Origin of the sequence: Mycolicibacterium gadium, assembly GCF_010728925.1 — a bacterium.
GTDB classification, from domain to species: Bacteria; Actinomycetota; Actinomycetes; order Mycobacteriales; family Mycobacteriaceae; genus Mycobacterium; species Mycobacterium gadium.
The window spans coordinates 151,724-176,685 of record NZ_AP022608.1 but is presented as its reverse complement, the minus strand read 5'-3'; the positions used below and the strand labels follow the sequence as shown (position 1 = coordinate 176,685).

Annotated in this window: 13 protein-coding genes; 4 read left to right on the top strand and 9 right to left on the bottom strand. The window is 67.6% G+C overall.

Translation table 11 applies throughout. From position 1 onward, the window contains the following. Positions 1-181 precede the first annotated feature (181 nt). A complete protein-coding gene (locus tag G6N36_RS00770) occupies positions 182-502 on the top strand; it encodes a type II toxin-antitoxin system VapB family antitoxin (RefSeq protein ID WP_083125293.1) in 321 nt (106 codons plus the stop codon). On the opposite strand, the gene G6N36_RS00765 is transcribed toward G6N36_RS00770, so the two are convergent. Both G6N36_RS00765 and G6N36_RS00760 read right to left on the bottom strand, forming a co-directional pair. Beyond that, positions 499-1,155, bottom strand: a complete 657-nt coding sequence (locus G6N36_RS00765; protein WP_163684140.1) for a response regulator — start codon at positions 1,153-1,155, stop codon at positions 499-501. The genes G6N36_RS00770 and G6N36_RS00765 overlap by 4 nt on opposite strands. After that, a complete protein-coding gene (locus tag G6N36_RS00760; RefSeq protein ID WP_235689929.1) occupies positions 1,155-1,826 on the bottom strand; it encodes a DUF998 domain-containing protein in 672 nt (223 codons plus the stop codon). Before G6N36_RS00760 ends, G6N36_RS00765 begins: the two co-directional genes overlap by 1 nt. A gap of 182 nt (positions 1,827-2,008) precedes the next feature. On the opposite strand from G6N36_RS00760, the gene G6N36_RS00755 reads away from it, so the two are divergent. Both G6N36_RS00755 and G6N36_RS00750 read left to right on the top strand, forming a co-directional pair. Beyond that, positions 2,009-4,609, top strand: a complete 2,601-nt coding sequence (locus G6N36_RS00755; protein ID WP_163684136.1) for an ABC transporter ATP-binding protein/permease — start codon at positions 2,009-2,011, stop codon at positions 4,607-4,609. Further along, positions 4,606-6,354, top strand: coding sequence for an ABC transporter ATP-binding protein (locus G6N36_RS00750; RefSeq protein WP_163684134.1), 1,749 nt, complete (start codon positions 4,606-4,608; stop codon positions 6,352-6,354). The genes G6N36_RS00755 and G6N36_RS00750 overlap by 4 nt, the downstream gene beginning before the upstream one ends. A gap of 1 nt (position 6,355) precedes the next feature. On the opposite strand, the gene mbtG is transcribed toward G6N36_RS00750, so the two are convergent. From mbtG to G6N36_RS00720, 6 genes are read right to left on the bottom strand one after another with little or no spacing between them, the layout of a single operon-like run. Continuing rightward, positions 6,356-7,705, bottom strand: coding sequence for an NADPH-dependent L-lysine N(6)-monooxygenase MbtG (mbtG, locus tag G6N36_RS00745; RefSeq protein WP_235689928.1), 1,350 nt, complete (start codon positions 7,703-7,705; stop codon positions 6,356-6,358). Continuing rightward, the gene (locus tag G6N36_RS00740) at positions 7,702-12,003 is read right to left on the bottom strand and encodes a non-ribosomal peptide synthetase (protein ID WP_163690285.1); all 4,302 of its coding nucleotides are present in this window, start codon (positions 12,001-12,003) and stop codon (positions 7,702-7,704) included. The genes mbtG and G6N36_RS00740 overlap by 4 nt, the downstream gene beginning before the upstream one ends. A gap of 47 nt (positions 12,004-12,050) precedes the next feature. After that, on the bottom strand, positions 12,051-17,228 hold the full coding sequence (locus G6N36_RS00735) for a non-ribosomal peptide synthetase (RefSeq protein ID WP_163684132.1): 5,178 nt from the start codon (positions 17,226-17,228) through the stop codon (positions 12,051-12,053). After that, entirely contained in the window at positions 17,221-20,196 is a 2,976-nt protein-coding gene (gene mbtD, locus G6N36_RS00730; protein WP_163690284.1) for a mycobactin polyketide synthase MbtD, read from the bottom strand. The genes G6N36_RS00735 and mbtD overlap by 8 nt, the downstream gene beginning before the upstream one ends. Then, positions 20,196-21,500: a beta-ketoacyl [acyl carrier protein] synthase domain-containing protein gene (locus tag G6N36_RS00725; protein ID WP_163684130.1), complete on the bottom strand. Its 1,305-nt coding sequence runs from the start codon at positions 21,498-21,500 to the stop codon at positions 20,196-20,198. Before G6N36_RS00725 ends, mbtD begins: the two co-directional genes overlap by 1 nt. Further along, entirely contained in the window at positions 21,490-22,236 is a 747-nt protein-coding gene (locus G6N36_RS00720; RefSeq protein WP_163690283.1) for a thioesterase II family protein, read from the bottom strand. Before G6N36_RS00720 ends, G6N36_RS00725 begins: the two co-directional genes overlap by 11 nt. 305 nt (positions 22,237-22,541) lie before the next feature. Between G6N36_RS00720 and G6N36_RS00715 the strand changes: the two genes are divergently transcribed. Continuing rightward, positions 22,542-23,402: an LLM class F420-dependent oxidoreductase gene (locus tag G6N36_RS00715; protein WP_163684128.1), complete on the top strand. Its 861-nt coding sequence runs from the start codon at positions 22,542-22,544 to the stop codon at positions 23,400-23,402. Between the two features lie 15 nt (positions 23,403-23,417). Here the strand turns inward: G6N36_RS00715 and G6N36_RS00710 are convergent, their stop codons facing one another. Continuing rightward, entirely contained in the window at positions 23,418-24,956 is a 1,539-nt protein-coding gene (locus G6N36_RS00710; RefSeq protein WP_163684126.1) for an HNH endonuclease signature motif containing protein, read from the bottom strand. Positions 24,957-24,962 lie beyond the last annotated feature (6 nt).

Below are 24,962 nucleotides of genomic sequence, written 5' to 3'. Positions count from 1 at the left end.
CACCTACCTTTCTCGTACCGTTGATTCATTTTACGGGCATCATCAGCGGCGATACCGCACGGCGGATGATTGCGTTGCGAACTAGCCGTTTGCGATAGCCTCGGCGAGTGATGCGTTTGCCTCGGGGGACGACGCGGGGGTTGGTGGCGCGGGGCCAGAAGCCGAAGCCGGGGCGGCTCCGGTGATCTTCAAGGGCGTTCTCGACGGTAGGCCCTACCCCGATCACGGGCTGTCGCATCGACAGTGGGCGCAGATCCCGCCCCGACAGATCCGGCTCGACGAACTGGTCATGACGACGACCGTGCTGGCACTCGATCGGTTGCTCTCGGAGGACTCGACGTTCTACGGCGACCTGTTCCCGCACGCGGTGAAGTGGAACGGCGACGTCTATCTGGAGGACGGGCTGCACCGAGCCGTGCGTTCGGCACTGCGCAACCGGATCGTGCTGCACGCGCGCGTATTCGACATGGATGTACCCATGTCCGAACAGGTGTCGATCTAGCGGGCGTCGAGGAAGGCGAGCACCGCGAGCACGCGGCGGTGATCCTCACCGGTCTCGGGCAAGCTCAGCTTGTTCATGATGCTGCGGATGTGCTTTTCCACCGTGCCCTCGGTCACCCAAATACGGTGCGCGATACCGGCATTGGATCGGCCCTCGGCCATCAACGCGAGGACCTCGCTCTCGCGCTCGCTCAGCACGCTCAGTGGGTCGTCCCGCTTGCGCGCCGAGACGAGTTCGCGCACCAGGGCCGGGTCGACCACCGAAGCGCCCCGCGCGACACGCTCGAGCGAATCGATGAAATCGGCGACATCGGTGATGCGACTCTTCAGCAGATAACCGATGCGGTCCCCCGCGGCCAGCAGATCCATCGCGTCGTCGACAGCGATGTGTGCGGACAGCACCATGATCGCGGTGCGCGGCAGTTCTTCTCGGATCTGTCGGGCGGCGTCCAAGCCCTCGCTGGTGTTGGTGGGCGGCATCCGGATATCGGTCACCACGAGGTCGGGCGTCATCGCGCGGACCAGGTTGAGCAACTGGCCGCCGTCGTCGGCCTGGCCCACGACCTCGAACCCGGCGCCCTCGAGCAGGCTGGCCAAACCGGCCCGCAGCAGAACGTCGTCGTCGGCCAGCACCACTCGCGTCGTCTCGGCCATCAACCCACTCCTTCTTCTTCCACGCGTGGCGCCGCAACGTTTTTGCGGGGTCGGGCCAATAGGACGATGCCGGTGAAAACCTGCCAGCCGATGATCGTGTACACACAAGCCCGTTCGACGAGGCCGATGTGCGAAAAGTCGACCGCCCACCTGGCGTACGTGTGCAGCATTGCGGCGAACACCAGGCCCGCCACTCCCATCATCACCCCGATGGGCTGATACCAGTGAGCCGACACGGCACGGCCAACTACCACTGAACCCACCACGATCGCCGCGTTTCCACCGCCTATCGCGAGAAATGCGCCAAACCCGTGCAGCCATTCGTAGCCGTCGTTCCACAACGGCGAGAAGCCGTGCACGAATCCGACGAGGAAATTCCCGACGGCGTTCGTGGCTGTCAGCAACAGGAAGGCCACGCCGGACCGTCGCGTATGCACGGCGCGCACGGCGACCACAGCACCGGCGAGAAACAGTGCGCCCTGAAGATAGAAACCCCAGTTCATCAGCATCGCGCGCGGTGACCATTCGGGGACGCCCAACACGCTGATGTACTTCGCGGTGTAGCTGTAAGACGGGATCGCGGCCGCCGCGATGGCCTCGAAACCGATGAAGATGACGGCCGCCGATATCCACAGCGCGGCGACAACGCTCAGCGCGCGCCGGGTGGTCACCGCCATAACGGTAGATCAGCCGGGGCATGTCAGCGGGGCGGAATACACCCGCCGGGCGGGACGCCCCGGCTTCCATGCAGGTTAGGCTAGGCTAACTAATCACAGGTCTCTCGCCACCTCTTCGAAGGTCGGGCACGGCGGGGGCCGCCGTGATCGGACATTCGCCGAGCAGAGGACTGGACATGGGAAGAGGCCTGCAGGGAGCCCTGCTGCGGAGCTTTGGGGGGCGTGACCACCAGGCCACGGTCACCGAAGTCGTGCGGGTGGCGCCGCACTTCGTCCGGATCACCATGTCCTCACCGACGATCTTCCAGGACGTCGTCGTCGAGCCGACGGCGTTTCTGCGCTTCTGGTTTCCCGACCCCGACGGCACCGACAGCGAGTTCCAGCGCATCTACACACTCGTCTGGACCGAGCCGAAGTCAGGCAGATTCGCGGTGGACATGGTCCTTCACGAGCCGTCGGGTCCGGCCAGCCACTGGGCGGCCAGAGCCAAACCGGGGATGACCCTTCCCGTCGTCGCGTTGGGGTCCAAAGGATTCGCGGTTCCCCAAGAATTGCCCGCCGGCTATCTGCTCATCGGCGACTCGGCGTCGATACCCGCGATCAACTCGATCCTCGCGGCGCTACCGGACGATGTGGACGTCGAGGTGTACCTCGAACGGCACTGTCGCGACGACGAACTCATCCCGATCAACGACCATCCACGCCGGGCACTGCACTGGGTGGACAGGACCGACGACCTCGCGCTCGCCGCAGCCATCGAGGACCGCGACTGGTCGAACTGGTCGGCATGGGCGGGACCGGAGGCAGGCTCGCTCAAGCACCTGCGGAAGCGCATGCGCGACGTGTTCGGATTCCCGAAGTCCGACCTGCAGGCACAGGCGTACTGGACGCAGGGCCGCGAGATGGGCAGCCGCCGCGACAACGAGGACAAGCCCGCGGCCGAAGAGTCCCAACACGGTGCCGTCGAGGAGACCAACGCGGCATTCGTCCCCGCGGAGGCACCCAGGGGACGGTGGCGTTCGCAGGCCGCCAAGGATCTATTGGCTCCGGTGAAGCCGCAGCTGATCGCGACCGGCATTCTCGAAACGCTGATCACGCTGATTCAGTTGGTTCCCTTCATCGTTCTGGTCGAGCTGGCCAGGCAGCTGCTGGCGGGCGCCGGTGAGTCCGCGTTGCGCAGCACCCTGATCGTCTTCGTGGCGCTGCTCGGAACGGGCGCCGCGCTCAGCGCCGCACTGTTGTTGTGGCTGCACGTCGTTGACATGCGTTTCAACGCCGCTGTTCGTCGACGGCTGATCGACAAACTCGCCCGGGTACCGCTGGGATGGTTCACCCGACGCGGATCCGGCGCGGTCAAGAAACTCATCCAGGACGACACCCTGTCGTTGCACTACCTCGTCACCCATGCGGTGTCCGATGCCGTCGCCGCCGTCGTCGCGCCGATCGCCGTGCTGGTCTACCTGTTCGTCGTCGACTGGCGATTCGCATTGGTGCTGCTGCTGCCGATCCTGGTGTACCTCGTCACCACGTGGACGATGGTGTACCAGAGCGGTCCGAAGATCACCGAGGCGTCGCGGTGGGCCGAGCGGATGAACGGCGAGGCTGCGGCCTACCTCGAGGGTCAGCCGGTGATCCGGGTGTTCGGCGGCGCGGCGGCGTCGTCATTCCGTCATCGACTCGACGAGTACATCGACTTCATCAACGTCTGGCAGCGCCCGTTCATCGGCAAGAAGACGTTCATGGACCTGGTCACTCGGCCGTCAACGTTCCTGTGGCTCATCGCTTCCGCGGGAACCCTGCTCGTCGTCTCCGGCGCGATGGAACCGTTGACCATGCTGCCGTTCCTGATCCTCGGAACGACGTTCGGTACCCGCCTGCTCGGCATCGCGTTCGGATTCGCCGGTCTGCGCGAGGGGATGCAGGCCGCCCGTCGCATCGCCGTGGCCCTCGACGAGGCCGAACTGGCCACCATGGACGCGGACGACGCCCCGGTGACGGCGCCTGTCGCCGAACCGGGAACCGTCACCTTCGACAACGTGAGCTTCGGCTACCGCCCCGGAGTTCCCGTCATCCAAGACGTCACGCTGGCGATGCGGCCGGGGACCGTCACCGCACTGGTGGGCCCTTCCGGGTCCGGAAAGTCCACGCTGGCATCGCTTCTCGCGCGCTTTCACGACGTCGACTTCGGCTCGATCAGCATCGATGGGCGCGATGTGCGCACGTTGGAGCCCGACGAGTTGTACAGGCAGGTCGGTTTCGTGTTCCAAGATGTCCAGCTCATCGGAGGCACGGTCCGGGACAACATCGCGTTGGCCCGACCCGACGCGAGCGACGCTGAGGTCGAGGCGGCGGCGACGGACGCACAGATCCACGACCGGATCATGCGGCTGCCCAACGGATACCAGACGAAGCTCGGTGCGAGCAGCCAGCTGTCGGGAGGCGAGCGTCAACGGCTCACCATCGCCAGGGCATTACTCGCCGACACCCCGATCCTGATCCTGGACGAGGCGACCGCGTTCGCCGATCCCGAATCGGAGTACCTGGTGCAACGGGCATTGAGCCGCCTCATCCACCACCGCACGGTGCTGGTGATCGCACATCGGCTGCACACCATCACCGAAGCCGACCAGATCGTCGTCCTCGACGGCGGGCGTATCGCCGAGATCGGTTCCCACACCGAACTGCTCGCCGCCGACGGCCGTTACCGGCAACTGTGGGAGAGCAGGGGCGAAACCGGCACATACGCGGAAGCACTCACCGGAGAGGCCGCCCGATGATCGGCAACTTGATCCGGCTGGTCCCCGCCGGGTACCGCGGCGCACTCACAAGTTATGCAGTCTTGACCCTTGTTTCGGTGATCCTGCGCGCCACCAGCGCACTATTGCTGGTACCGCTGCTGGCCGCCCTGTTCAGTTCGGCACCCGCCGATGCCCTGCCGTGGCTGGGCGCGCTCACCGGGGCCACCGTCGGCGGCTGGATCGTCGACATGATCCAGGCGCGTATCGGCTATCGCATCGGTTTCGCGTTGGCGAACGACACTCAGCACCGGATGGCCGACCGGCTCACCGACGTCCCGCTGGGATGGTTCACCACCGACAACACCGCGATGGCGCGTCAGGCGATCGCCGCCAGCGCACCGGATCTGGTGTCCTTCGTCGCGAACCTGCTCACACCATTCCTCGGCGCAATACTGCTACCCGCGGCGATCGCGCTCGCACTGTTCTTCGTCTCATGGCAGTTGGGCGTGGCGGCGGCCATCGCGCTGCCCCTGATGCTGGGCGCACTGGTGGCCAGCCAGCGGATCGTGCGGGCGGCTGACGCCGCCGACAGTCGCGCGCACAGCGCGCTCACCGAACGCATCCTCGAATTCGCCAGGACGCAGCAGGCGCTGCGGGCCAGCCGAAGGGCGACGGCAGCGCGCAGCCAGACCGGCGAGGCGGTGGCCACCGCACAAGGTGCCACCATGCGGCTGCTGCTGTTTCAGATTCCCGGGCAGCTGATGTTCAGCGTGGCAAGCCAACTCGCGCTGATCCTGCTGGCGGGCACGATCACGACCCTCGCGGTGCGGGGTCAGATCGGCGCCCCGGAGGCCGTCGCGCTGCTGATCGTCACGGTGCGGTTCCTTGAACCTTTCAACGTGCTCGCCGACCTGGCCGGGGCCGTCGAGAACTCACGCGGCGTGCTCAACCGCCTGCGCAACGTCATCGACGCCCCCCGCGCAGCGGCCGACGGGGGCGTTGCCGCCACCGGAAACCGCGCGCCGCGAATCGAATTCCGCGATGTGGCTTTCCGCTACGACGGTGCCCCAGGCGCCGGTGACGTGCTCGCCGGGCTCGACTTCGTGCTCGAACCCGGAACGACGACCGCGATCGTGGGCCCATCGGGTTCGGGTAAGAGCACGATCCTCTCGCTCATCGCGGGATTGCAAGCTCCCACCCGCGGCCAGATACTCGTCGATGGCACCGATATCGACGAACTCGATGCGGCCACGCGGCGGGCGCTGGTGAGCATGGTGTTCCAGCATCCGTATCTGTTCGACGGCCCGATCGAGGACAACGTCCGCGCCGGACACCCCGACGCCCGCGACGACGATCTTCGAAACGCCATGGCGCTGGCCCGCGTCGACGAAATCGTCTCGCGCCTACCCGACGGCGAGTCCAGCCGGGTGGGCGAGGCGGGCGCGGCGCTGTCCGGAGGTGAACGTCAGCGGGTCAGCATTGCGCGAGCCCTCGTGAAACCGGCTGGAATTCTGCTGATCGACGAAGCGACAAGCGCGCTGGACACCGAGAACGAAACGGCCATCACCGACGCGATCAGAGACGATCCACGTGGCCGCACTCGCGTCATCGTCGCGCACCGGCAGGAAGCGATCCGCAACGCCGACACTGTGCTGTTCGTCGACTCCGGGCGCATCGTGGAACAGGGCGCCATCGATGAGCTGACCCGACGCGGCGGACGATTCGCCGAGTTCTGGCGTCGGCAACAGCAAAGCGCCGGCTGGCGCATCGCGGCCGACGCCTAGCTCACCACTTTCGCGCGGCCTCCAGTGCGTTGTCCGTCACGGTGCTTGATGATCGCTCGGACGGGCCTCGCTCCGTGGCGTAATCGGCACCGAGGATCCGGTCCGAGAGGAGCCCCAGGCAGGACAGGTTGGGAAATCCCGGCCCCTGGGTGAGCCCGGACAGCCCGGGCAGAAACAGCTTTGGCGTGACACCGGTGATGGCCAGGTCGTCGCCGATGAACTCCTGGAGCGCGTCACCGGTCAGGGGGCCGCCGAGGCTCAGTTCGAGCAGATCCAGCGCATCCTGGCCCAGCAGCGGCAGGAACCACAGCGCGTCGGCGCCCGACCCGTCGATCACGAGATCGAATCCGTGCACGGTCTCGAAATGCTCACTTCCCTGATTCGTGCTGAGCGTCAGGCGGATTCGGCTGTCCCGTGCCACCGCATGCGCGACGCGGCCGCGTAGGTGGCGAATCCGGTCGTCGGACAGCAGCGCATCCTGCACCCGCGCGGAGAACACGCCGCGATCGGTGCGTGCCAGCGCGTCGCGGCGCTCGTTCAGCGTGAGGCTGGTCCAGCCGGTGGGGTCGGAGAATAGTTTGTTCTCGAAGAATCCCTCACCGCGGGTGAACAGGGTGACTCCGGGCGAGATGACGGTGATTGTCGAAACCCTGTGCCGGAAAAGCTCATTGAGGATCGATGCCGCGGTCTCACCTCCCCCGATCACCGCGACCCGCTCCGCGGAGATCAGCTCGTTGCCCGCGGCCCGGTGCCAGAACTGTGCGATCGAGAGCACCCGCGGGTTGCCCGGCAGGATCGACCGCTCGGGTTGACCCGGGCCGGTGATCATCACGGCGTCCGCGACCACTGCGTCAGCCGACGTGTGCAGCGCCCAGCGCGGCGTGGCGGCGGAGCTGTCGACGGAGATCCCGGTGACCTCCCCGGAGACGATGTTCATCTGGCAGTTGACCGCGACCCAGCGCAGGTACTGACTCCACTTGCGATGGGTGGGAGCGGGCCTGCCGCGGTCGACCCATTCGGCGAACTGACCGGTCGCGATCAGGTATGCCTGCCAGCTGTGCCGAGTCATGCGCTCATCGAGTTCGGCGTTGCGGCCCGGCGCCTGGGCCCCTGCCCGCAGGGCAGGGGCCGACGAGCGGTACGGGAAGCCGACATCCTTCTCGGGGCTGGTGCCCAAGCGGTGCTGACCGTCTGTCCAGCCGCCCTCGGCCTGCCAGTTCGCGGCAACGCCGGTGCGTTCCACCGCAACGACTTTGGGCACGTGAACGCCCATGTCGAGCAGCTCGGCCGCTTTGGCGGCGACGGCAATGGCCTTGGCTCCTGCGCCGACGACGGCGAGGGTGGGCCTCATCGTGCAACCTCTCGTAGCGAGTCCTGCCACATCGACTGCAGGGTGGCGACGTCGTCGGCGGACAGGATGTCCGGCAGCGCGCGCCACTGGGTGCCCAGCACCGGCGCGTCCGCATCGCCGATCACCGCGGCCAGGATGGTCAACTCATGTCGTACAGCGAGTTCGGGTTCCGGCCGCGGCGAAACGCGCGCCAACAGTGAGCGATCGGGGATCAACTCGCCGCCGGTGCCGACGTGCACTCTGCCGAGAAAGTTCAGCAGCACCTGCGGCTCGGCGTACCCCCGCAGCCGCTCCGCGGTATCCGGACGCAGATAGCGCAGCAGCCCGAAGTCGATACCGTCGCCCGGCAGCGCTTCGATTGCATCTGGCGCATTCATCCGCAGCGGATAGATGGCGGTGAGCAGACCGACCGTGTCGGAGGTGTCGGTGTCGCCCATGACTCCGTCCGCGCGACCGTGCGTCTCCAGTGCAAGCATGGGCGGTGCCTGGTCCTGGCCCCGATGCTCACGCCACCGTTCGATGGTCCTTGCGGCCGCGGCCGCAAGGACTTTCTGCGCGGGCACGGCACCACTGAGAACACGCGCCGACACCTCGGGATCGGTGAGCGACATGGTGACGACGACGTCGCCGACCCGGTCGGTCTCCGGCCGGAGTCGTCGCGTGCCCAGCACCGGATCGGCACCCTCGAGTTGGGCCGCCCAGAAGTCGCATGTGTCCAGTTGGGCGGCGCGCTCGGCGAGCAGCCGGGACCACCGCCGATAGCTGGTGTGCTCCGTCGTGGGCAGCGGATCCATACCCGATTTGATGGTGTGCCATGACGCGTCGAGCTCACCCAGCACGATCCGCCACGATGCGGGGTCCAGCGCAAGCACGTGTGCGACCAGCATGAGCACGCCCGGGCCGTCGGCCTCTCGCAGCCACACCGCGGACATCATCGATCCCCGTTGCGGATCAAGCCGTTCCACCGCATGTGCGGAATGCTCGGCGACCGCGTCGAGCATGTCGCCCTCGACCCACACCTCGGTGAGAAACCCTGCGGGATCGTGTTCGACGAGCGTCATCGTTTCGATGTCCAAGCGGCTGCGCAGGACCTCGTGCCCGTTGACGACGGCTTCGAGCATGCGGTCCAGGTCCGCGCGGGTGATCCCCGCCGGCAGGCGGACCGTCTCGGTCTGCGCCAGCCGCCGCGGTTGGCCGTGTTCGTAGAGCCAATGCACGTTGGGCGGCACGGGTATCGGCCCGGTACCCTCGTCACCCCGACTGTCGACGGTGACGGACTCGTTGTCGATCGCGGCGGCCAGTTCGCGGATGGTCGTGCACTCCAGCATCAGCCGTGCCCGCAGGGGAATGCCGCGCCTACGGGCTCCCTGCACCACCGAAAGCGCGACGATGCTGTCGAGGCCGAGCTGAAGAAACTCCGCGGTGACATCGATCTCGACGCCGTCGAGCAGCTCGGTCAACACACCGACGAGCGCGGCCTCGGTTTCGGTTTCCGGCGCCGCCGACGGACCGTCGGCTACGGGAAGCGCGGCCAGCGCCGTCTCATCGATCTTGCCGTGCGACGTCAGCGGCATCTGATCGACGATGACGATGCTCTGCGGAACCATGTAGCGCGGCAACCGCTTTGACAGCATGCCGCGCAGCTCAGCGAGGTCAGGCGCTGGTTCAGCGGCCACATAGGCGATCAATCGCGGCCCGCCGCGAACCCGCTGCCGTACCGCGACATGTGCGTGACGCACCGCGGGATGCGTGTGCAGTACGGCCGAGATCTCGGCGGGCTCGACACGGAACCCACGGATCTTCACCTGCGCGTCGGAACGGCCGAGGAACTGTAGCGCCCCGCCGGGCCGGCGTCGCACCACGTCACCGGTCCGGTACATCCGCTCGCCGGGAACGAACGGGTCGGCCACGAATCGGCCCGAGGTCTCGCCGGGCCTGCCGAGATAGCCGCGGGTCAATTGGCGACCGGACAGGTAGAGCTCGCCGGGCACGCCGTCGGGTGCGGGCCGCAGCCACGAATCCAGTACGTAGGCGCGGGACGCCGACGTTGGCCCACCGATCGTCGGCTCGGGATGATCGGCGATGGGCGCGACCACGGCCTCGACCGTGGACTCTGTTGGTCCGTAACAGTTGTAGGCCGTCATGCCGGTGCGTGAGCATTCGTCGCGGATCAGGTTCCACGCCGGAATGCCGATCGCCTCACCCCCCAGTGCGAGCACGCCGAGGGGCACCGTGGTCAGCAGTCCGACCGCGTGCAGCTGGGCGAACATCGACGGGGTCGTGTCGATCAGATCGATTGCGTACCGCGCGATGAGCTCGACCAACGATTCGGCATCCCGTTGGACGTCGTCGTCGACGATGTGCACCGAGTGCCCGTCGAGCAGCGCCGCCAGCGGCTGCCAGGCCGCGTCGAAGGTAAACGACCAGGCATGCGCGACGCGCAGCGGATGGCTCAACCGGGCCGCTGCGGGCCGCAGAATCTGCCGGGCGTGATCCTCGGCGTACGCGAGCAGCGCCTGATGAGTACCGATGACTCCCTTCGGCCGGCCCGTGGTGCCCGAGGTGAAGACGACATAGGCAGCCTGGCCGGGATGTGCTGCGACGGGCTGGAATCCGTCGGGTTGCCCGGCGGCGGCGGCCGCCATCAACACGTCGTCGACGATGACCGCCGCACCGCACTGGGCGAGGATGTCGGCGATCCGGTCGGCAGGCATGGCGGGGTCGAGCGGGACGATGACGGCGCCGGCTTTCAACACCCCCAGCATGGCTATCACGTATTGCGGGCCGCGCGAAAGGCTGATCGCCACCGGGTCTTCGACGCGGACCCCGCTACCCGCCAGGAGGGCGGCCACCTGGTCGGCGGCCTCGTCGAGCTCGCGGTAGGTCAGCTCGCCGCCGGACCAGCTCAATGCCCGCGATGCCAGCCGGGTGTAGGCGACGTCGGTGAACCTGGTGTGCACCCCGGTGTGTTCGGGTGCCTGGTCGATCTCGGTTCGCGGTTGCTCCCCGTCGAGCAGGACGCTGATATCGCGAAGCGGACTGTCCCACTTGGCGATCAACAGGTCGACGGTGTTGAGCAGTCGTCGACCCAGGCTTTCGGGCGTCATCGACCCGAGTGCCCCGTCGACCACCTCGACGAGCACCGTCAGTTGGTCGTCGACCATGTGGGCGGCGACGGTGACGGGAAAGTGCGACAGGCTCTCCAGCGCCGCCGGGCGGAACGTCGCGCCGTTGGCTGTGAACTCCCCTCCGCCGACCAGTCCTCCGGGCGGGAAGTTCTCGTACACCAGCAGGGTGTCGAACATCTCGCCGATCCCGCCGAGCGATCGTAATTCGGCATGCGGCAGGTAGCTGTGGTCACGAAGCTTCGCCGCCTCACGTTGCAGTGCAACACATTGCGCGCCCGCGCCGGCCGCGGGATCCAACCGCACCCGCAGTGGCACGGTGTTGATGAACAGTCCGACCATGGTCTCGACCCCGGTCAGCTCGCTGGGGCGACCCGACACCGTCACGCCGAACACCACATCGCTGCGATCCGTGAACGCGGACAACAGAGTCGCCCAGGCCATTTGCACCAGGGTGTTCACGGTGACCCCGCGCGAACGTGCCGCCCCAGCCAGCGCGGCGGTGGTGCCGGTGTCAAGCTTCAGCTCGGTGCGACGCGGCGACCCGCCTTCGGGCTCACCTGCGGACAGGGTCGGCGACAGCAGCGTCGGACCATCCATACCGGCGAGGTGTTCGCGCCACAGTGCGCGGCTGGCGTCCCGGTCTCGCGCTGCGAGCCAACCGATGTAGTCGCGGTACGGACGCGGCGGCGGGGGCAGGACACCGGCGTCCCCGCCCGCGCGGTACATGCCGATCAGCTCACCGACGAACAGCGGCAGCGACCAGCCGTCGATGATGATGTGATGCGCGACCACCACGAGGCGCCAATGCGATTCGAGCACCTCGATGAGCACGAAGCGGATCGCGGGGCCGCGCTCGAGGTCGAACAGGCGCAGTCGTTCGTCGAAGTCCAGCGCGTCGACCTCGTCGGCGGTCGCGGTGATCGTGCGCCACGGCAGGTCGACCCGGGTGGGGACCACCTGGACGGGGCGGCTCAGGTCACCGCGAAAGAAGCTGGCGCGCAGATTGGGGTGCCGCGCCAGCAGGTGCGCGGCGCAGGTGCGCAACAACTCTGGATCCAACGCGCCGAAGATGTCGGCGGACATCGCGATCACGTAGGGGTCGTCGCCGCCGTCACCGTTGCTCAGTTGGGCCAGCGAGAACAGCCCCTGCTGCAGCGGGCTGAGCGCCATCACATCTTCGACGGCCACCTTGGCATCGGTCTTGGTGCTGGTTGGGGTCACCGCGCACCGTCGCGCGACGAGTCGAACATCGATGTCACCGCGGCCAGTTCGTCGGGCGACAGCCCCGAGGCGGCCATCGGCTCGTGGCGGATATCGGCGGTCTCGGGCACACTGCCCGACGCATCGATGGTCGCCGCCAGCTCCTGGACCGCAGGATGCTCGAACACCATTCGGGCGGTCAGCGCCAGTCCTGCGTCGCGTGCCCGCGCGGCCACCTGCACCGCGAGGATGCTGTCGCCGCCGAGGCTGAAGAAGTCATCGCTGCGACCGACCTCGGGCAGTTCGAGTACATCGGCGAGCATTGCGGCGAGAACGCGTTCGGTTTCGGTGCGGGCGGCCTCAAACGGCCCAACCGGACCTGCCGGCGACGCCGGCTCGATGGCGTCGATGTACTCCACCTCGCCGTTGTCGGACCAGCGTGCCCGCTTGCCCGTCGGTCGCAGATGTGCGCCCTGCTCGTCGACGTGGTGGTCGTACACGTCGCCGATGACACCGACTGCCACGGGATCCCGCCATTGGTCGAGCACGCTGATGCCCGCCGCGGCACTGAACCCGTACACCCGCTGCCGTTCCTCGCGATCGGCGATCTGGATGTCGCGCAGCCGCTGATCGGGATCGTCGGCGAACGCGGCCAGCACACGGCCGAGCCAGCGGACCAACCGTTCCGCGGTCGTGCGCCGGTACAGGTCGGTGCGGTAGATGACGTGCCCTCGATAACCGTCGTCGCCGCCGGCTGAGCCGGCAATCCGAGCAACGCCGGCCGAGCCGGCACTTCGAGCAGTGGCGAAGAAGTTCACCGACAGGTCGGCGTGTGCGACATCGAACGGCGGCTCGAGCGCAGTGAACACGGTGTCCCCGTCGGCCGAGGACTCCACGACCTGCCCGGCGGGCAGGGCCTCACGCACGTGCACGACGACACCGAAAAGCGGGTTGCGAGAAAGCGACCGGGCCGGCCGGACGGCGTCGACCACCTGATCGAAGGGCAGGTCCTGGTGGGCGTAGGCGCCCAGCGCGGTGTCGCGGGCCTGCCGCAACAGTTCGCGCAGTGTCGGGTTGCCGGTCAGATCGTTGCGCAGCACCACGATGTTGATGAAGAACCCGACCAGTTGATCGAGCTCGGCCTCGGTGCGGCCGGCCACCGGAGTGCCGAGCGGGATGTCGTTGCCCTCACCGGCTTTGTGCAAGGTCACGGCGACGGCCAGCTGCAGCAGCATGAACTCGGTGACGCCCAGCTGCTGGCTCAGTTCGGTGAGCTGCGCGCGGATCGCTCCGTTGATGCCGAACTCGACGGCATCGCCCTCACCGCTGAGCACCGGTGGGCGCTCGAGGTCGGGGGTAAGCCCCGGATCCTCGGGCAGACCGTCCAGCCGTCCGCGCCAGTAGTCGCGTTGTGCCACAACGGGTCCGTCAGTGTCGGACAGCAGCGCCGCCTGCCACGCCGCGTAGTCCGCGTACTGGACGTTCAGCGGCGCGAACGATGGCGCCTCACCGGTCCGGCGGGACCGGTACGCGGCGAGCAGATCGTTGAACAGCACCATGGCCGACCAATGGTCCGCCGCGATGTGATGCACCACGAGCGACACCACATGCGCATCGGGTGTTGACAGCACCGCCGCGCGGACCGGCAGCGCGCCCTCGAGGTCGAATATGTGCCGTCGCTCGTTGTCGAGTTCGGCGTGCAGCCATCCCTGGTCGTCACCGCGTGCCCGCCGCACCGAGACCGGGGCCTTGTCCGCGGCGTTCACGATCTGGTAAGGCACGCCGTCGATTTCGCGGTAGGTGGTGCGCAGCACCTCGTGCCGGGTGACGACGTCGCGCACCGCGTGGACGAACGCATCGGCGTCGCACGGCCCGGTGAGCCGCGCGGCGAACGGGATGTTGTTGACGGGGTTGGGACCGTCGATGCGGTACTGGAACCACATCCGCAGCTGCGACGCCGACATCTGCAGCGGTCCGTCGTGCGGGATCGCGGCGAGCCGCGGACGCCGCGAGTCGGATGCCGACATCGCGTCGATGCGCTCGGCCAGCTTCGCGACCGTGCCGAGTTCGAACACCTCGCGGACGCCGAGGTCCACGTGGCACTGCGACCGCACCGCGGCAACCAGTTTCGTGGCGAGCAACGAGTGACCACCGAGGTCGAAGAACGAGTCGTCCGCGCCGATCCGGTCGCGGCCGAGCAGTTCGGCGTACAGGCCGGCGACCCGCCGCTCAGTCCCCTCGGCGGGTTCGCGGTATTCGGCGCCCGCGCCGGCCCAGGAGTCCACGTCCGGTTCCGGGAGCGCGGCGCGGTCGATCTTGCCGTGAGCGGTGATCGGGATCTCGTCGATCACCACGTATGCCGCCGGCGTCATGTAGTCCGGCAGTGCGGCCGCGACCCGAGCGCGGATGCGCTCGATGTCGACGTCGTCAGCGGCTCCGGCGGATGTGTCGGCGGGCGTGAGGTACCCGACGAGGCTCTTACCGAGGTTCGGTAGCTCACTGACCACGACCACCGCCTGACCCACGCTGGGGTCGACGGAGATCGCGGCGGCGACCTCTCCGAGTTCGATCCGGAAGCCGCGGATCTTCACCTGTTCATCTGCCCTGCCGACGAATTCGATGTCCCCATCGGCGTTGCGGCGGGCCAGGTCGCCGGACCGGTACAGCCTGGCGCCGGGGGTGAACGGGTCGGCGACGAACCGCTCCGCGGTCAGGCCGGGCCGCTGATGATAACCCCGCGCCACATGGGTTCCACCGATGTAGATCTCGCCGATCACGCCGGCCGGGACCGGTTTCAGCGCATCGTCGAGCAGGTGGATCTGGGTGTTGATCTTCGGCGTGCCGATCGGCACGATGCGCGTGCCATGCTTGCCCACCACCTTGTAGCGACTGGCGTTGATCACCGTCTCCGTGGGGCCGTAGAAGTTGTGCAGCAGCGCGTCGAAGGTGCCGTGGAACTTATCGGCGAGCTCACCGGGGAGCGCTTCGCCACCGATCGGCACCCGTTGCAGGGTGCGCCACTGGTTCACGCCCGGCAGCGACATCAACAAACCCAGCAACGACGGGACGAGGTGCATCGACGTGATGCCCTCGTCGTGCAGCAGATCGGTGAGATAGCCGACGTCGCGGAGACCGTCCGGACGCGGAATCACCAGTCGTCCACCGCATGCCAGCATGCCGAAGATCTCACCGATAGACACGTCGAAGCTCGGCGAGGCGACCTGAAGCAGCCGCTCACGCTCGTCGATCTGGTAGTCACCCTTGAACCAGACGAAGTATTCGGCGACCGGCCGGTGCGGGACGGGCACGCCCTTGGGCAGCCCGGTGGACCCCGACGTATAGATCAGGTAGGCGGTGCTCTCGGGTCCGAGCGGACGGATTCGGTCGGCGTCGGTCGGGTTCGACGCCGGGTAGCCGTCGAGCCCGGCGACGGCCTGGCGCAGTACGAGTTTCGGATCGGAGTCGGACAGGATGAAATTCAGCCGGTCCTCGGGATAGGTCGGATCGACGGGAAGGTAGACCGCGCCGGCCTTGATCAATCCGAGGGCGGTGATCACCAGTTCGGGGGAACGATCCAGCAGCACGGCGACGCGGTCCTCGGTGCCGATCCCCTGTTCGATCAACCAGTGTGCGAATCGGTTCGCCGATTCGTTGATCTCGCGATAGGTGTAATGGCGTCCCTCGTAGACCACGGCGGTCGCATCCGGTGTCCGCGCGGACTGCGCCTCCACCAACGCGGCCAAGGTCGTTGCCGGGGTCTCGAATTCCTCGCCAGCAGAGACCTTGCGCAGCCAGTCGGCGTACGCGGGTCCCATCAGGTCGAGATCGCTGATCGGCGTCCCGGGGTCGGCCAACGCGCTGTCGAGCAGCACAACGTAGTGCTCGAGCAGCTGCCGGGCCAGTCCGGCGTCGAGAACCTCGACGAGGTGTTCGGCCTCGACCTCGATACCCTCATCGTCGAACTCGACCATGAACCCGAACGGCAGCTGGGTGTACTGGCCGCGCAACTCGGCTCGCTCACAGGTGATTCCGTCAGGGTTGAAGCCGTGACCGTCGGCGCCACGCGCCCCGAACGTCACACGGGTCATGCGCTCCACACCGTGCCGGCGGTCGGGGTTGATCTCGGCGACCACTCGGTCCAGGTTGACTCGCTGATGGGCGAAGGCACCGACCGCGGTGTCGCGGGCGTCGGCGATCGCCTCACGGAATGTCTGACCCCGCTGTGGCTGCAGCCGCATCGCGACCGTGTTGCCGTAGTACCCGATAACGTCGTCGAGGTCGGCGGTCCTGTTGAGCACCGGCGCGGCGACGAGGAAGTCGTCGGAGTGGGTATAGCGGTGGATCAGTACACCGAATGCGGCCAGCAGCACCATGTACGGGGTGGCGCCGGACTCCTTCGCGACAGCGGTCACGCGCTCCACGGTCGCGGCGGGCAGCCGCAGCGTGGTGCGCTGCGAACGGTAGTTCGTCGGGATCGCAGATCCGTTGGGGCCGGGCAACTCCAGCGGTTCCGGCGGATCGGCCATCACGTTGCGCCAATACTCGAGATCGCCGTCGATGGCACCCGACACCGGCGCCGGGATTGGCGTCGGCGCGGAAAGCCGCTCACCGCTGTACGCGCGGGTGAGGTCGGCGAAGAACACCTGCCAGCAGCCGTCGTCCCACGCGATGTGGTGCGCGACGAGCAGCATGACGTGTTCGTCGGCGCCGGTGCGCACGACCGTCAGGCGCAGCGGCGAATCGGAACTCAGGTCGAAGGGTGCGCTGAATTCGCGCTGCGCCAGCACTTCCAGCCGCAACCGGCTGGAGTGCTCGGACATGTCGGACAGGTCGTGCGCCGACCAGCCCGGCATCAGGTCGTCATGGACGGTCGGCTGCGGCTCGCCGTGGGCATCCGCGCTGTACGTGGTGCGCAGCAGCACATGCCGCGCGGCCACCGTGTTCACGCTGTCGCGTAGGCGCGCGACGTCCAGTGCGCCCCTGAACCGGTAGGACAGGCATATGTTGAGCATCGCGCCGGTGGGGTCGGCCATCTGAACGAACCACATGCGACGCTGCCCGTCGGACAGTGCGGTGTCCGACGGCACGGCGGGCGTCTGCTCGCCCGACCGCAGACCCTTCTCGGAAAGCCTGCGCCGCAACAACTCCAGCCGACGCTCATCGGCGTGCTCGCGAATATCGGCGATGTCAGTCACGAGTCGTTTCCACCTTCTGTGATCGGGTGTCGAGTTCGGCGATGAGTTCGGCGCTGGTGATACCGCCGAGCAGGGCGCCCAGCGGCACCGATGCGCCGGTCGCCCGCCGCAACCGCTTGCGCAGATCAAGGGCGAGCAGTGAATCCAAGCCGAGGTCGAGCAGGGATGTCTGGCGGTCGATCGTCGCGGCGTCGATGCCGAGCACCGCAGCCACTTCGGCGATGACCCTGGTCGGATCGTCGCCACTGCGGGTGCTGTCCGAGTGCGCCGCCCCGCCGGATTGCTCGACGGTCTGGCTGTCGAGGAACTTTCGCAGCCGGTCCGGGTCGGCGGCCATGATCATCGGATCGGCTTCGTGCTCACGCAGGCTGGCCGCGACGGCAGACCCGGGTGCCATCGGCAGCAATCCAGAACGCTCGATGGCGCTCACGCCGGCGCGAGCGGTGATACCGCTGTCACGGCCGGGATCCGTGCGCCACAGCCCGTATCGCAGGGCGACGCAATGCTGGCCCTTGGCCCGCAACTGACCGGCCATCACGTCGAGCATCCGGTTGGCAGCCGAGTAGGCTGCATGGCCTCGGCCGCCCCACACACCGGACACCGAGGAGCACACCAGAATTCGGGCGTCCGAACGCAGCGGCCACAGGTCGGTCATGCGCGCGAAGCCGCCGATCTTGGCCGCCGCGGTATCGGAGAAGGACTCCGAGGAAATGCTCGCGAAGTCGTCGAATCTCGCAGCTCCCGCCGCGTGGATCAGGAGCGACGCCCCTGTGCCGCCGTAGTCCCGTGCGACGGCCGAGACCTGATCGGCGGAGCGCAGATCGCACGGTGGGGCGACGATCTCGACACCGCCGAAACCCGCGACATCCGTCAGTTCGGCCACGGTCGCCGCGTCGACGCCCGTTCGGCTGAGCAGCACGATGCGGCGAGCGCCCTGCTCGGCGAGATACCGCGCGAAGTGCAGGCCGACCGCCCCGTTACCACCGGTGATCACGACGTTGTCGAGCAGCCCGTCATCGAGCTTCCAGTCCCGGGCGGGAGCATCAGACTCGGATACTGTGCGGACGAAAAGGGCGGGGCCGGAGGCGGTGTCGCGGACCGCTCCCTCGTGCACACCGCCACGCGCGGCGTCGATGACCGCCGTCGCGGTGGCGTCGTCGATTTCCCAGGACGGGAGATCCAGATGGCGGAACGCTTGGTCGGGACGTTCGTAACCGATGCTGCGGTGCATCGCGGCCAGTGCAGCCTGCGCCGGCAGCGCCACGGGTTCGTCGAGAAGGACGTGTTCGCCACCGACCGTCACAAGGCATACGTCGCGGCACGCCGTTCCTCCGGCATCGGCATAGTCGAACAGACCCGCGCCGACGATTCGTCCGATCTGCGCAGCGGCGACCTCGGCATCGGGGTGGTCAAGCAGCGGAGCGATCGCGAGGACGAGGTCGGCCTCGCCCGGCTGGGCCGGTTCCACGTCGCCGTGCCGCGCGATGGCGGCCCTCAGTTGCGCCGACAGCGCACTACCCGGACCCACCAGGTCGACGACTGCGATTCGCATGCGCGCGCCCGCGTCCGCGAATACCGGGCTCTGCTTCCACTTCTCGCTCGAAACGGTCAATCCGATCACGGGCGCAAGCGGTTCGGGTTCGGCCCATAGGTGTACCTCACGCATCGGCGCATTGGGAAAGCCCTGGAGCGCCGGCGTACTCGTGTCGGCCCAGCCGGACCAGCAGAACCCAGGGTCGGCGACCGCGACGGCGGCGATGCCGGCCGACAAGGTGTCGACGAGCGGTTCGTCGCGTCGACCCGATCCGACGATGAGCGAGGGCTCAGGCCCGTCGCCGGTCAGGTCTTCCAGTGCGAAGAGCAGCGACGCGTGCGCCGACATTTCGACGAACCGGGTTCCGCCCTGTCGGCGAGCCGCGTCGACGGCGCTGTCGAAACGCACCGTATCGCGCAGATTGCGGTACCAGTAGTGCGCGTAATCGGTCCCTGCCGGCACGGACTGACCGGTCGCCGACCCGATGAATTGCACTGGTGCATTGCCGAACTGACCCTTAGGCAAGAGGGCCGACAGGTCGTCGTGCAGCGCCTCCAGCGCGGTGGTGTGGCCGGGATAATTCACGCCGAGCTCGCGGGCGAACAGACCCCGGTCCGATGCGGTGGTCACCAGTGCGGTGACGGCATCGCGCCGGCCGGCGACGACGACCGAGGACTTCGAGTTGACCGCCGACACCTCGAGCCAGCCGTCGACGTTGGCGATCAGGTGCTCGGCCTCCCCGACCGAAATCCCCAGGGCGGCCATGCGGTAGTCGCCCTGCAGGCGGTCGACCGCTGTCGCCCGCGCGACGACCACGGCGACCGCATCGGTGAGGGTCATTCGACCGGCGACGTATGCCGCTGCCACTTCACCCAGGCTGTGGCCGACCGTGATGTCGGGTGTCACCCCGCAGGATCGCCAGATGTGAGCCAGACCCACGGCGTGGACGAACTGCGCGCCCTGGATCTCGACCTGCGACCAATCGCCGGCACCGGTGTGCGCGGTGAGGTACGGCAGCGGCGAAACGTGACCGGCGGCGGCGAACGCCGCAACGCATTCACCCACCTGGGCGCGGTACACCGGTGAGCGATCGTAGGCATCGGCCCCCATCGACGGCCATTGGTTGCCCTGGCCGGGAAAGACGAAAACCGTTTTACCGGTGCTTGTTTCCGACGATGCCGCCACCATCGGGTGTTCGTATCCGGCGCTGAGCGCCTGCAGGCCTTCGATCAATTCGGCGATGCTCGCCGCGCGGACGACGGCACGGTGCCGCCGCAGCCTGCGCGTGCGCAAGAGTGTGGCCGCGACGGCCGACACGTCCGTGCCGGGGCGCAGGTACCGAAGGATCGCGTCGGCATCGGTGGCGAGAAGTTCCTCGGCGTGAGCACTGAGGACAACCGGAACGCGGCCGTCGGGTAATCCGTTGGTGGGCATCACGCGGCTTCCGGTACGGAGACGATGACGTGCGCGTTGGTGCCGCTCATCCCGAACGCCGTCACCGCGGCCAGCCGGTGGCCATCTGTTGCGGGCCACGGTGTGAGTTCGGTGGCCAGCCGCAGACCTTGTCTTTCCCAATCGATTTCGCGACTGGCCTCGGCAGCATGCAGGCTCGCAGGCACGGCTTCGCGCGCAGCGGCGATGAGCACCTTGGCCAGGCCGAGCCCGCCTGCAGCGGCTTGGGTGTGGCCGATGTTCGACTTCACCGATCCGAGCAGTGCGCCGCGGCCAGGTTCGGTGGCCCCGTAGGTCTGGGCCAGCGAGGTGAGTTCAGTGCGGTCGCCGAGTCGGGTTGCGGTGCCGTGACCTTCGACCATGCCGACCTGTTCGGCACGGATTCCGGCTTGGTCCAGCGCACGTTGAAACAGCCGCACCTGCGCGGGGCCGCTCGGAGCCGTCAACCCGACGGAACGACCGTCCTGGTTGAGACATGTCGCTCGAAGTTCGGCGAGTACGTGGTGTCCGTCGCGCAGTGCGGCGGAACGTCGCTGCAGCACGAACATCGCCGCGCCTTCGGCCCACACGGTGCCGCTTGCCTGCGCGCTGTACGGGCGGCAGTGACCGTCGTCGGACAGCGCGTGCTGTTTGGAGAACTCGACGAAGAATCCCGGTGACCCCATGACACAGACCCCGCCGGCGACCGCCATATTGCAATCACCTGACCGAATCGCCTGCGCGGCAAGATGGATTGCGGTCAGCGTCGAAGAGCATGAGGTATCGATCGTCATTGCGGGTCCGGCCAGCCCGAGCGTGTAGGCGATGCGCCCCGACACAGGGCCGAGGGCGGTACCCGCCATCAAATGACCGGTGAGGTTGGTGAACTCGGCAAGATCGGGACCGTAACCCATTGTCGACGCACCGATGTAGCAGCCCACATCGTGACCGATGAGGTCGTCGGGGTTGATCCCGGTGTTCTCGAGTGCACGCCACGCCACGCGCAACGCGACGCGTTGCTGCGGGTCCATCGCGACGGCCTCGCGTGGTGAGATCCCGAAGAATTCGGCGTCGAAAGTCGCACCACCGGTTAGGAATCCGCCGAGATCGTGTATCGGCTTGAAGCCATCGCGGTGTGACCCGTCGAGGACCTTGCGCACCGACCAGCCGCGGTCCCGCGGAAACGGGCTCAACGCCTCGCGTCGCTCGGACAGCAACGACCAGAAGGCGTCCGCGGTATCGATGCCGCCGGGCGCCTCGATCGCCATCCCGGCGATGACGATGGCGTCCGCGTCACTAGACGTCATTGACGAGCTCCGCGACGGCGTCGAGATGGTCGTTGATGTAGAAGTGCCCGCCATCGAAAAGCGACAGTGTGAACGCCCCGCCGGCGTGTGTGGCCCAGCGGCGCAGCATGTCCTCGCTCACCCGATGGTCGTTGCGGCCGCCGACGGTGTGGACGTCGGCGCGCAGTTGGACGTCGTCGCCGCACGCGTAACGGTTGAACGCCAGGTAGTCGGCGCGCACGGCGCGGACGAGCAGGTCGACGAAGTCCTCGTCGGCGAGCAGCCGCTCATCGGTGCCGCCCAGGTCGACCATGTTCGCGATCACCTCGGCCTCGGCGGTGGGTAGCCGTGGTGAGGTGGCGATCGTGCAGGGCGCCTGGCTCGCCGACACCCAGAGGCTGCGCACGTCGGCACCCTTGGCTTCGGCGACGCGAGCGAACTCGAACGCGATCACCGCCCCCATGCAGTGGCCGAACAGTTTCAGCGGCCCGAGTCGCGTCCATTCGCCGGCATCAAAGAGTTGGGCGGCCAATTCCTCGATGGTGTCCGGGGCGGGGTGAGTGAGCCGGTCCGCTCGCTGGGGGTACTGCACGACGTAGACGTCGGCGCCGCCGGCAGCCAACGCCGCGGCGAAGGCCCGGTAGGCCGCGGCGGCGCCGCCTGCGTGGGGAAACACCACGGTCGCGCCGTCGCTCTTTCGGCCCGCGGACCGCTTGATCCAGGGCTGGAAGGTCAGTTGGCTCTGTTCGTCAATCATCGGCGGCTCGGCGATGGTTTTCGGTAGGTCGTTCGGGACGGCCTGCAGCACCGCAGCGAGAACCCACGAAACCCTCCCAGCGCGATTAGTGCAGGCTGTCCTAAGTTGGTGAGGTTACCCTAATTGAGCTTGTCGGAGACTCGTACGTCCGGGGTGCGAGCGGGTGAGCTCGGCCACGTTCACGCGCGTTCGGGATGGCTTGCCACCTGGGCAGACGCGGTCGGCGCGAGTGCGCGGCCCCTGACGATGGTCGGCTGGGCGTCGACGGTAGCGTAAGTGGCTAGTTGCCCGGGAAAGGATCACAGATGGATCTGGCAGGCGTCGGAGTGTGGAGTTCTCAGTTGCGCTACGGCGACACCGGAGAGGCCGCCGAGGCCGCGGCCGAGCTCGAGGAGCTCGGATTCACCGCGCTGTGGATCCCGGACGTGGGTGGTCCCGTCCTCGACTCGGTGAGCAATCTGCTGGCGACGACCAAGAGCGTCGTGATCGCCACCGGGATCCTGAACCTGTGGATGCACGAGCCCGCGGACGTGGCCACCAGGTATGCAGAGTTGACGGCTGAACATGGTGAACGCTTTCTGCTGGGCATCGGCGTGAGCCACGCTCCGCTCATCGATTCGAAGGAGCCGGGTCTCTACAAGAAGCCGCTCGCCGCGACGCGGGCCTACCTGGATGCGATCGACGCGACCGACAACCCGGTCCCCGTCGCGAACCGGGTGCTCGCCGCGCTGGGTCCGAAGATGCTCGAACTGTCCGCGACCCGGGCCCGCGGCGCTCATCCCTATCTGGTGACACCGGACCACACCCGCTACGCCCGTGAGCATCTCGGCGAGGGCCCGTTACTGCTGCCCGAGCAGACGGTATTGCTCACCGAGGACAGGGACGAGGCACGGACGCTCGGAACGGATTGGCTGCGTGCGTATTTGGCGCTGCCGAACTACGCCAACAATCTGCTGCGCTCCGGCTTCACCCAGGAGGACTTGACGTCGGTCAGCGATCGGCTGTTCGACGCGATCATCGCGTGGGGCGACGAGGCGACCGTGCTCGGCCGGGTGAACGAGCACCTCTCTGCGGGTGCCGACCATGTCTGCGTGCAGGTGCTGACCGCCGATCCCAGGGAATTCCCCCGCGATCAGTGGCGCCGACTGGCCGCCGCGCTGAACTAGCCGCCCGCCAGCGCTTCAGGCGACGTTGGGTTCTGGGCCGCCGGGTTCGTGCGGGTAGTCGTCTGAAAGTTCATCGTCGGACAGTTCGTAATCGGGTGGTCCGATGAGCCATTCGTCGTCGAATCGCGCGTTTTCGAACGGTGGGACATCGTCTGAGGGTTCGTCATCGGCCCGTATTGCCGGTTCCTTGAATGGTTCGTCGCTGGGTGGGCGCAGCCGTTCGGGGCGGTGGTAGTCGTTGACGCGGGCTTGGCCGGTGTCCAGGTGCGCGGGCGGGAGCCATTCCACCTCGTGGTCCTCGTTCATCTGGGTGGCCCACCCGCCCGGGCCGACCATCCGGTTATCCGGCCCGCACGCCAACCCGAGGTCATCGACATTGGTCAACCCGTCATCGGCCCAATCCTTGGCCGCGTGATGGACCTGGCTGCCATACGCCGGGACGGTGCACCCCGGTTTCGTGCAACCCCCATCGCGGGCGATCAGCATCAGCCGCTGCGCCGGGGAAGCCACCCGGCGCGCCCGAAACAGATCCAGTGCTGAGCCGGTCGCCTCGTCGAACACCGCCAGAAACTGATTCGCGTGCGCGGCCATGCGGATCACATCGCCGATCGGGACCACCGTGCCGCCGCCGCTGACGCCGACCCCGGCGCGGCTCTCCAAGTCCTGCAGGGTGGTGCGGATGATGATCGAGGTCGGCAACCCGTTGTGCTGTCCCAGCACCCCGCTGGCCAGCACGCTGCGCCCGACCGCCAGCAGCGCGTCGTGCTGACGCTGTGCAAGCGTCCGATGATCGTTGTCGATCTGGGCTTGGCTCGGAGTGCCCGAGATGCAGGGGCTCTCATCATCGGGATTGCACATTCCAGGCGCGGCCCACTTCGCGTGGATCGCCTCCAGCGTGGCCGCCAACTCCGGGGTGAGATTGCCTCTCAACGGGGTCATCTTGTCCGAACCTTGCGGCCCCTTTGACACGCCGCGGCGGCGTGCGCGTTCGGCATCGTCGGGTTCGGGGCCGTCCTGGTCCAGCAGGAACAGGGTGCGCTCGGCCTGATCCCTGAGTTCCTTGGGTCCCAATCCGACCGCGTGGCCGACCAGATCGACTTCGATCTGCGCGCGGGTCAGCGTGTCGATCGCGGGCGGAATACGGTCCATCGCCTTCCGCAGCACCTCGACATGCTCGCCGTTGATCATTCCGCGCGCCTGCGCGAGCGCAACACACGGCAGCGCCGGATCCAGCGGCTGTCCGGTCAACGCGCGGCGCGGTCCCAACAGCGCCGCCTCATCGAGGCGACGCCCCGCCTCCGACGTCGAGATGCGCCATCGCGTCGCCAACACCTGACGCCAGGACTTGGCGCCCATCTCCTTGGCCGTCGCCTCGATCTGCAAGCGGGCCAACATCCGGTGGCCCTGAGCCGGCAGCTGACACGACAGCGTCTCGAGTTCATCAAGAGCATCAACCAATTCGGACTTGGTCAACGCGTCGATGGGCAGCGCGGCCACATGATCGTGCGCGGCACGCACAGCTGCGATCGCTTCCCGCACCGCCTCCGCACTCATGACTCA

What these genes read in the sequence shown, in the direction of transcription:
- G6N36_RS00715 (WP_163684128.1), top strand. Translation starts at nt 22,542, where the DNA reads ATGGATCTGGCAGGCGTCGGAGTGTGGAGTTCTCAGTTGCGCTACGGC.
- G6N36_RS00750 (WP_163684134.1), top strand. Translation starts at nt 4,606, where the DNA reads ATGATCGGCAACTTGATCCGGCTGGTCCCCGCCGGGTACCGCGGCGCA.
- G6N36_RS00740 (WP_163690285.1), bottom strand. Translation starts at nt 12,003, where the DNA reads ATGGCGCTCAGCCCGCTGCAGCAGGGGCTGTTCTCGCTGGCCCAACTG.
- G6N36_RS00755 (WP_163684136.1), top strand. Translation starts at nt 2,009, where the DNA reads ATGGGAAGAGGCCTGCAGGGAGCCCTGCTGCGGAGCTTTGGGGGGCGT.
- G6N36_RS00720 (WP_163690283.1), bottom strand. Translation starts at nt 22,236, where the DNA reads ATGATTGACGAACAGAGCCAACTGACCTTCCAGCCCTGGATCAAGCGG.
- G6N36_RS00765 (WP_163684140.1), bottom strand. Translation starts at nt 1,155, where the DNA reads ATGGCCGAGACGACGCGAGTGGTGCTGGCCGACGACGACGTTCTGCTG.
- mbtD (WP_163690284.1), bottom strand. Translation starts at nt 20,196, where the DNA reads ATGCCCACCAACGGATTACCCGACGGCCGCGTTCCGGTTGTCCTCAGT.
- G6N36_RS00710 (WP_163684126.1), bottom strand. Translation starts at nt 24,956, where the DNA reads ATGAGTGCGGAGGCGGTGCGGGAAGCGATCGCAGCTGTGCGTGCCGCG.
- G6N36_RS00725 (WP_163684130.1), bottom strand. Translation starts at nt 21,500, where the DNA reads ATGACGTCTAGTGACGCGGACGCCATCGTCATCGCCGGGATGGCGATC.
- mbtG (WP_235689928.1), bottom strand. Translation starts at nt 7,705, where the DNA reads ATGAGGCCCACCCTCGCCGTCGTCGGCGCAGGAGCCAAGGCCATTGCC.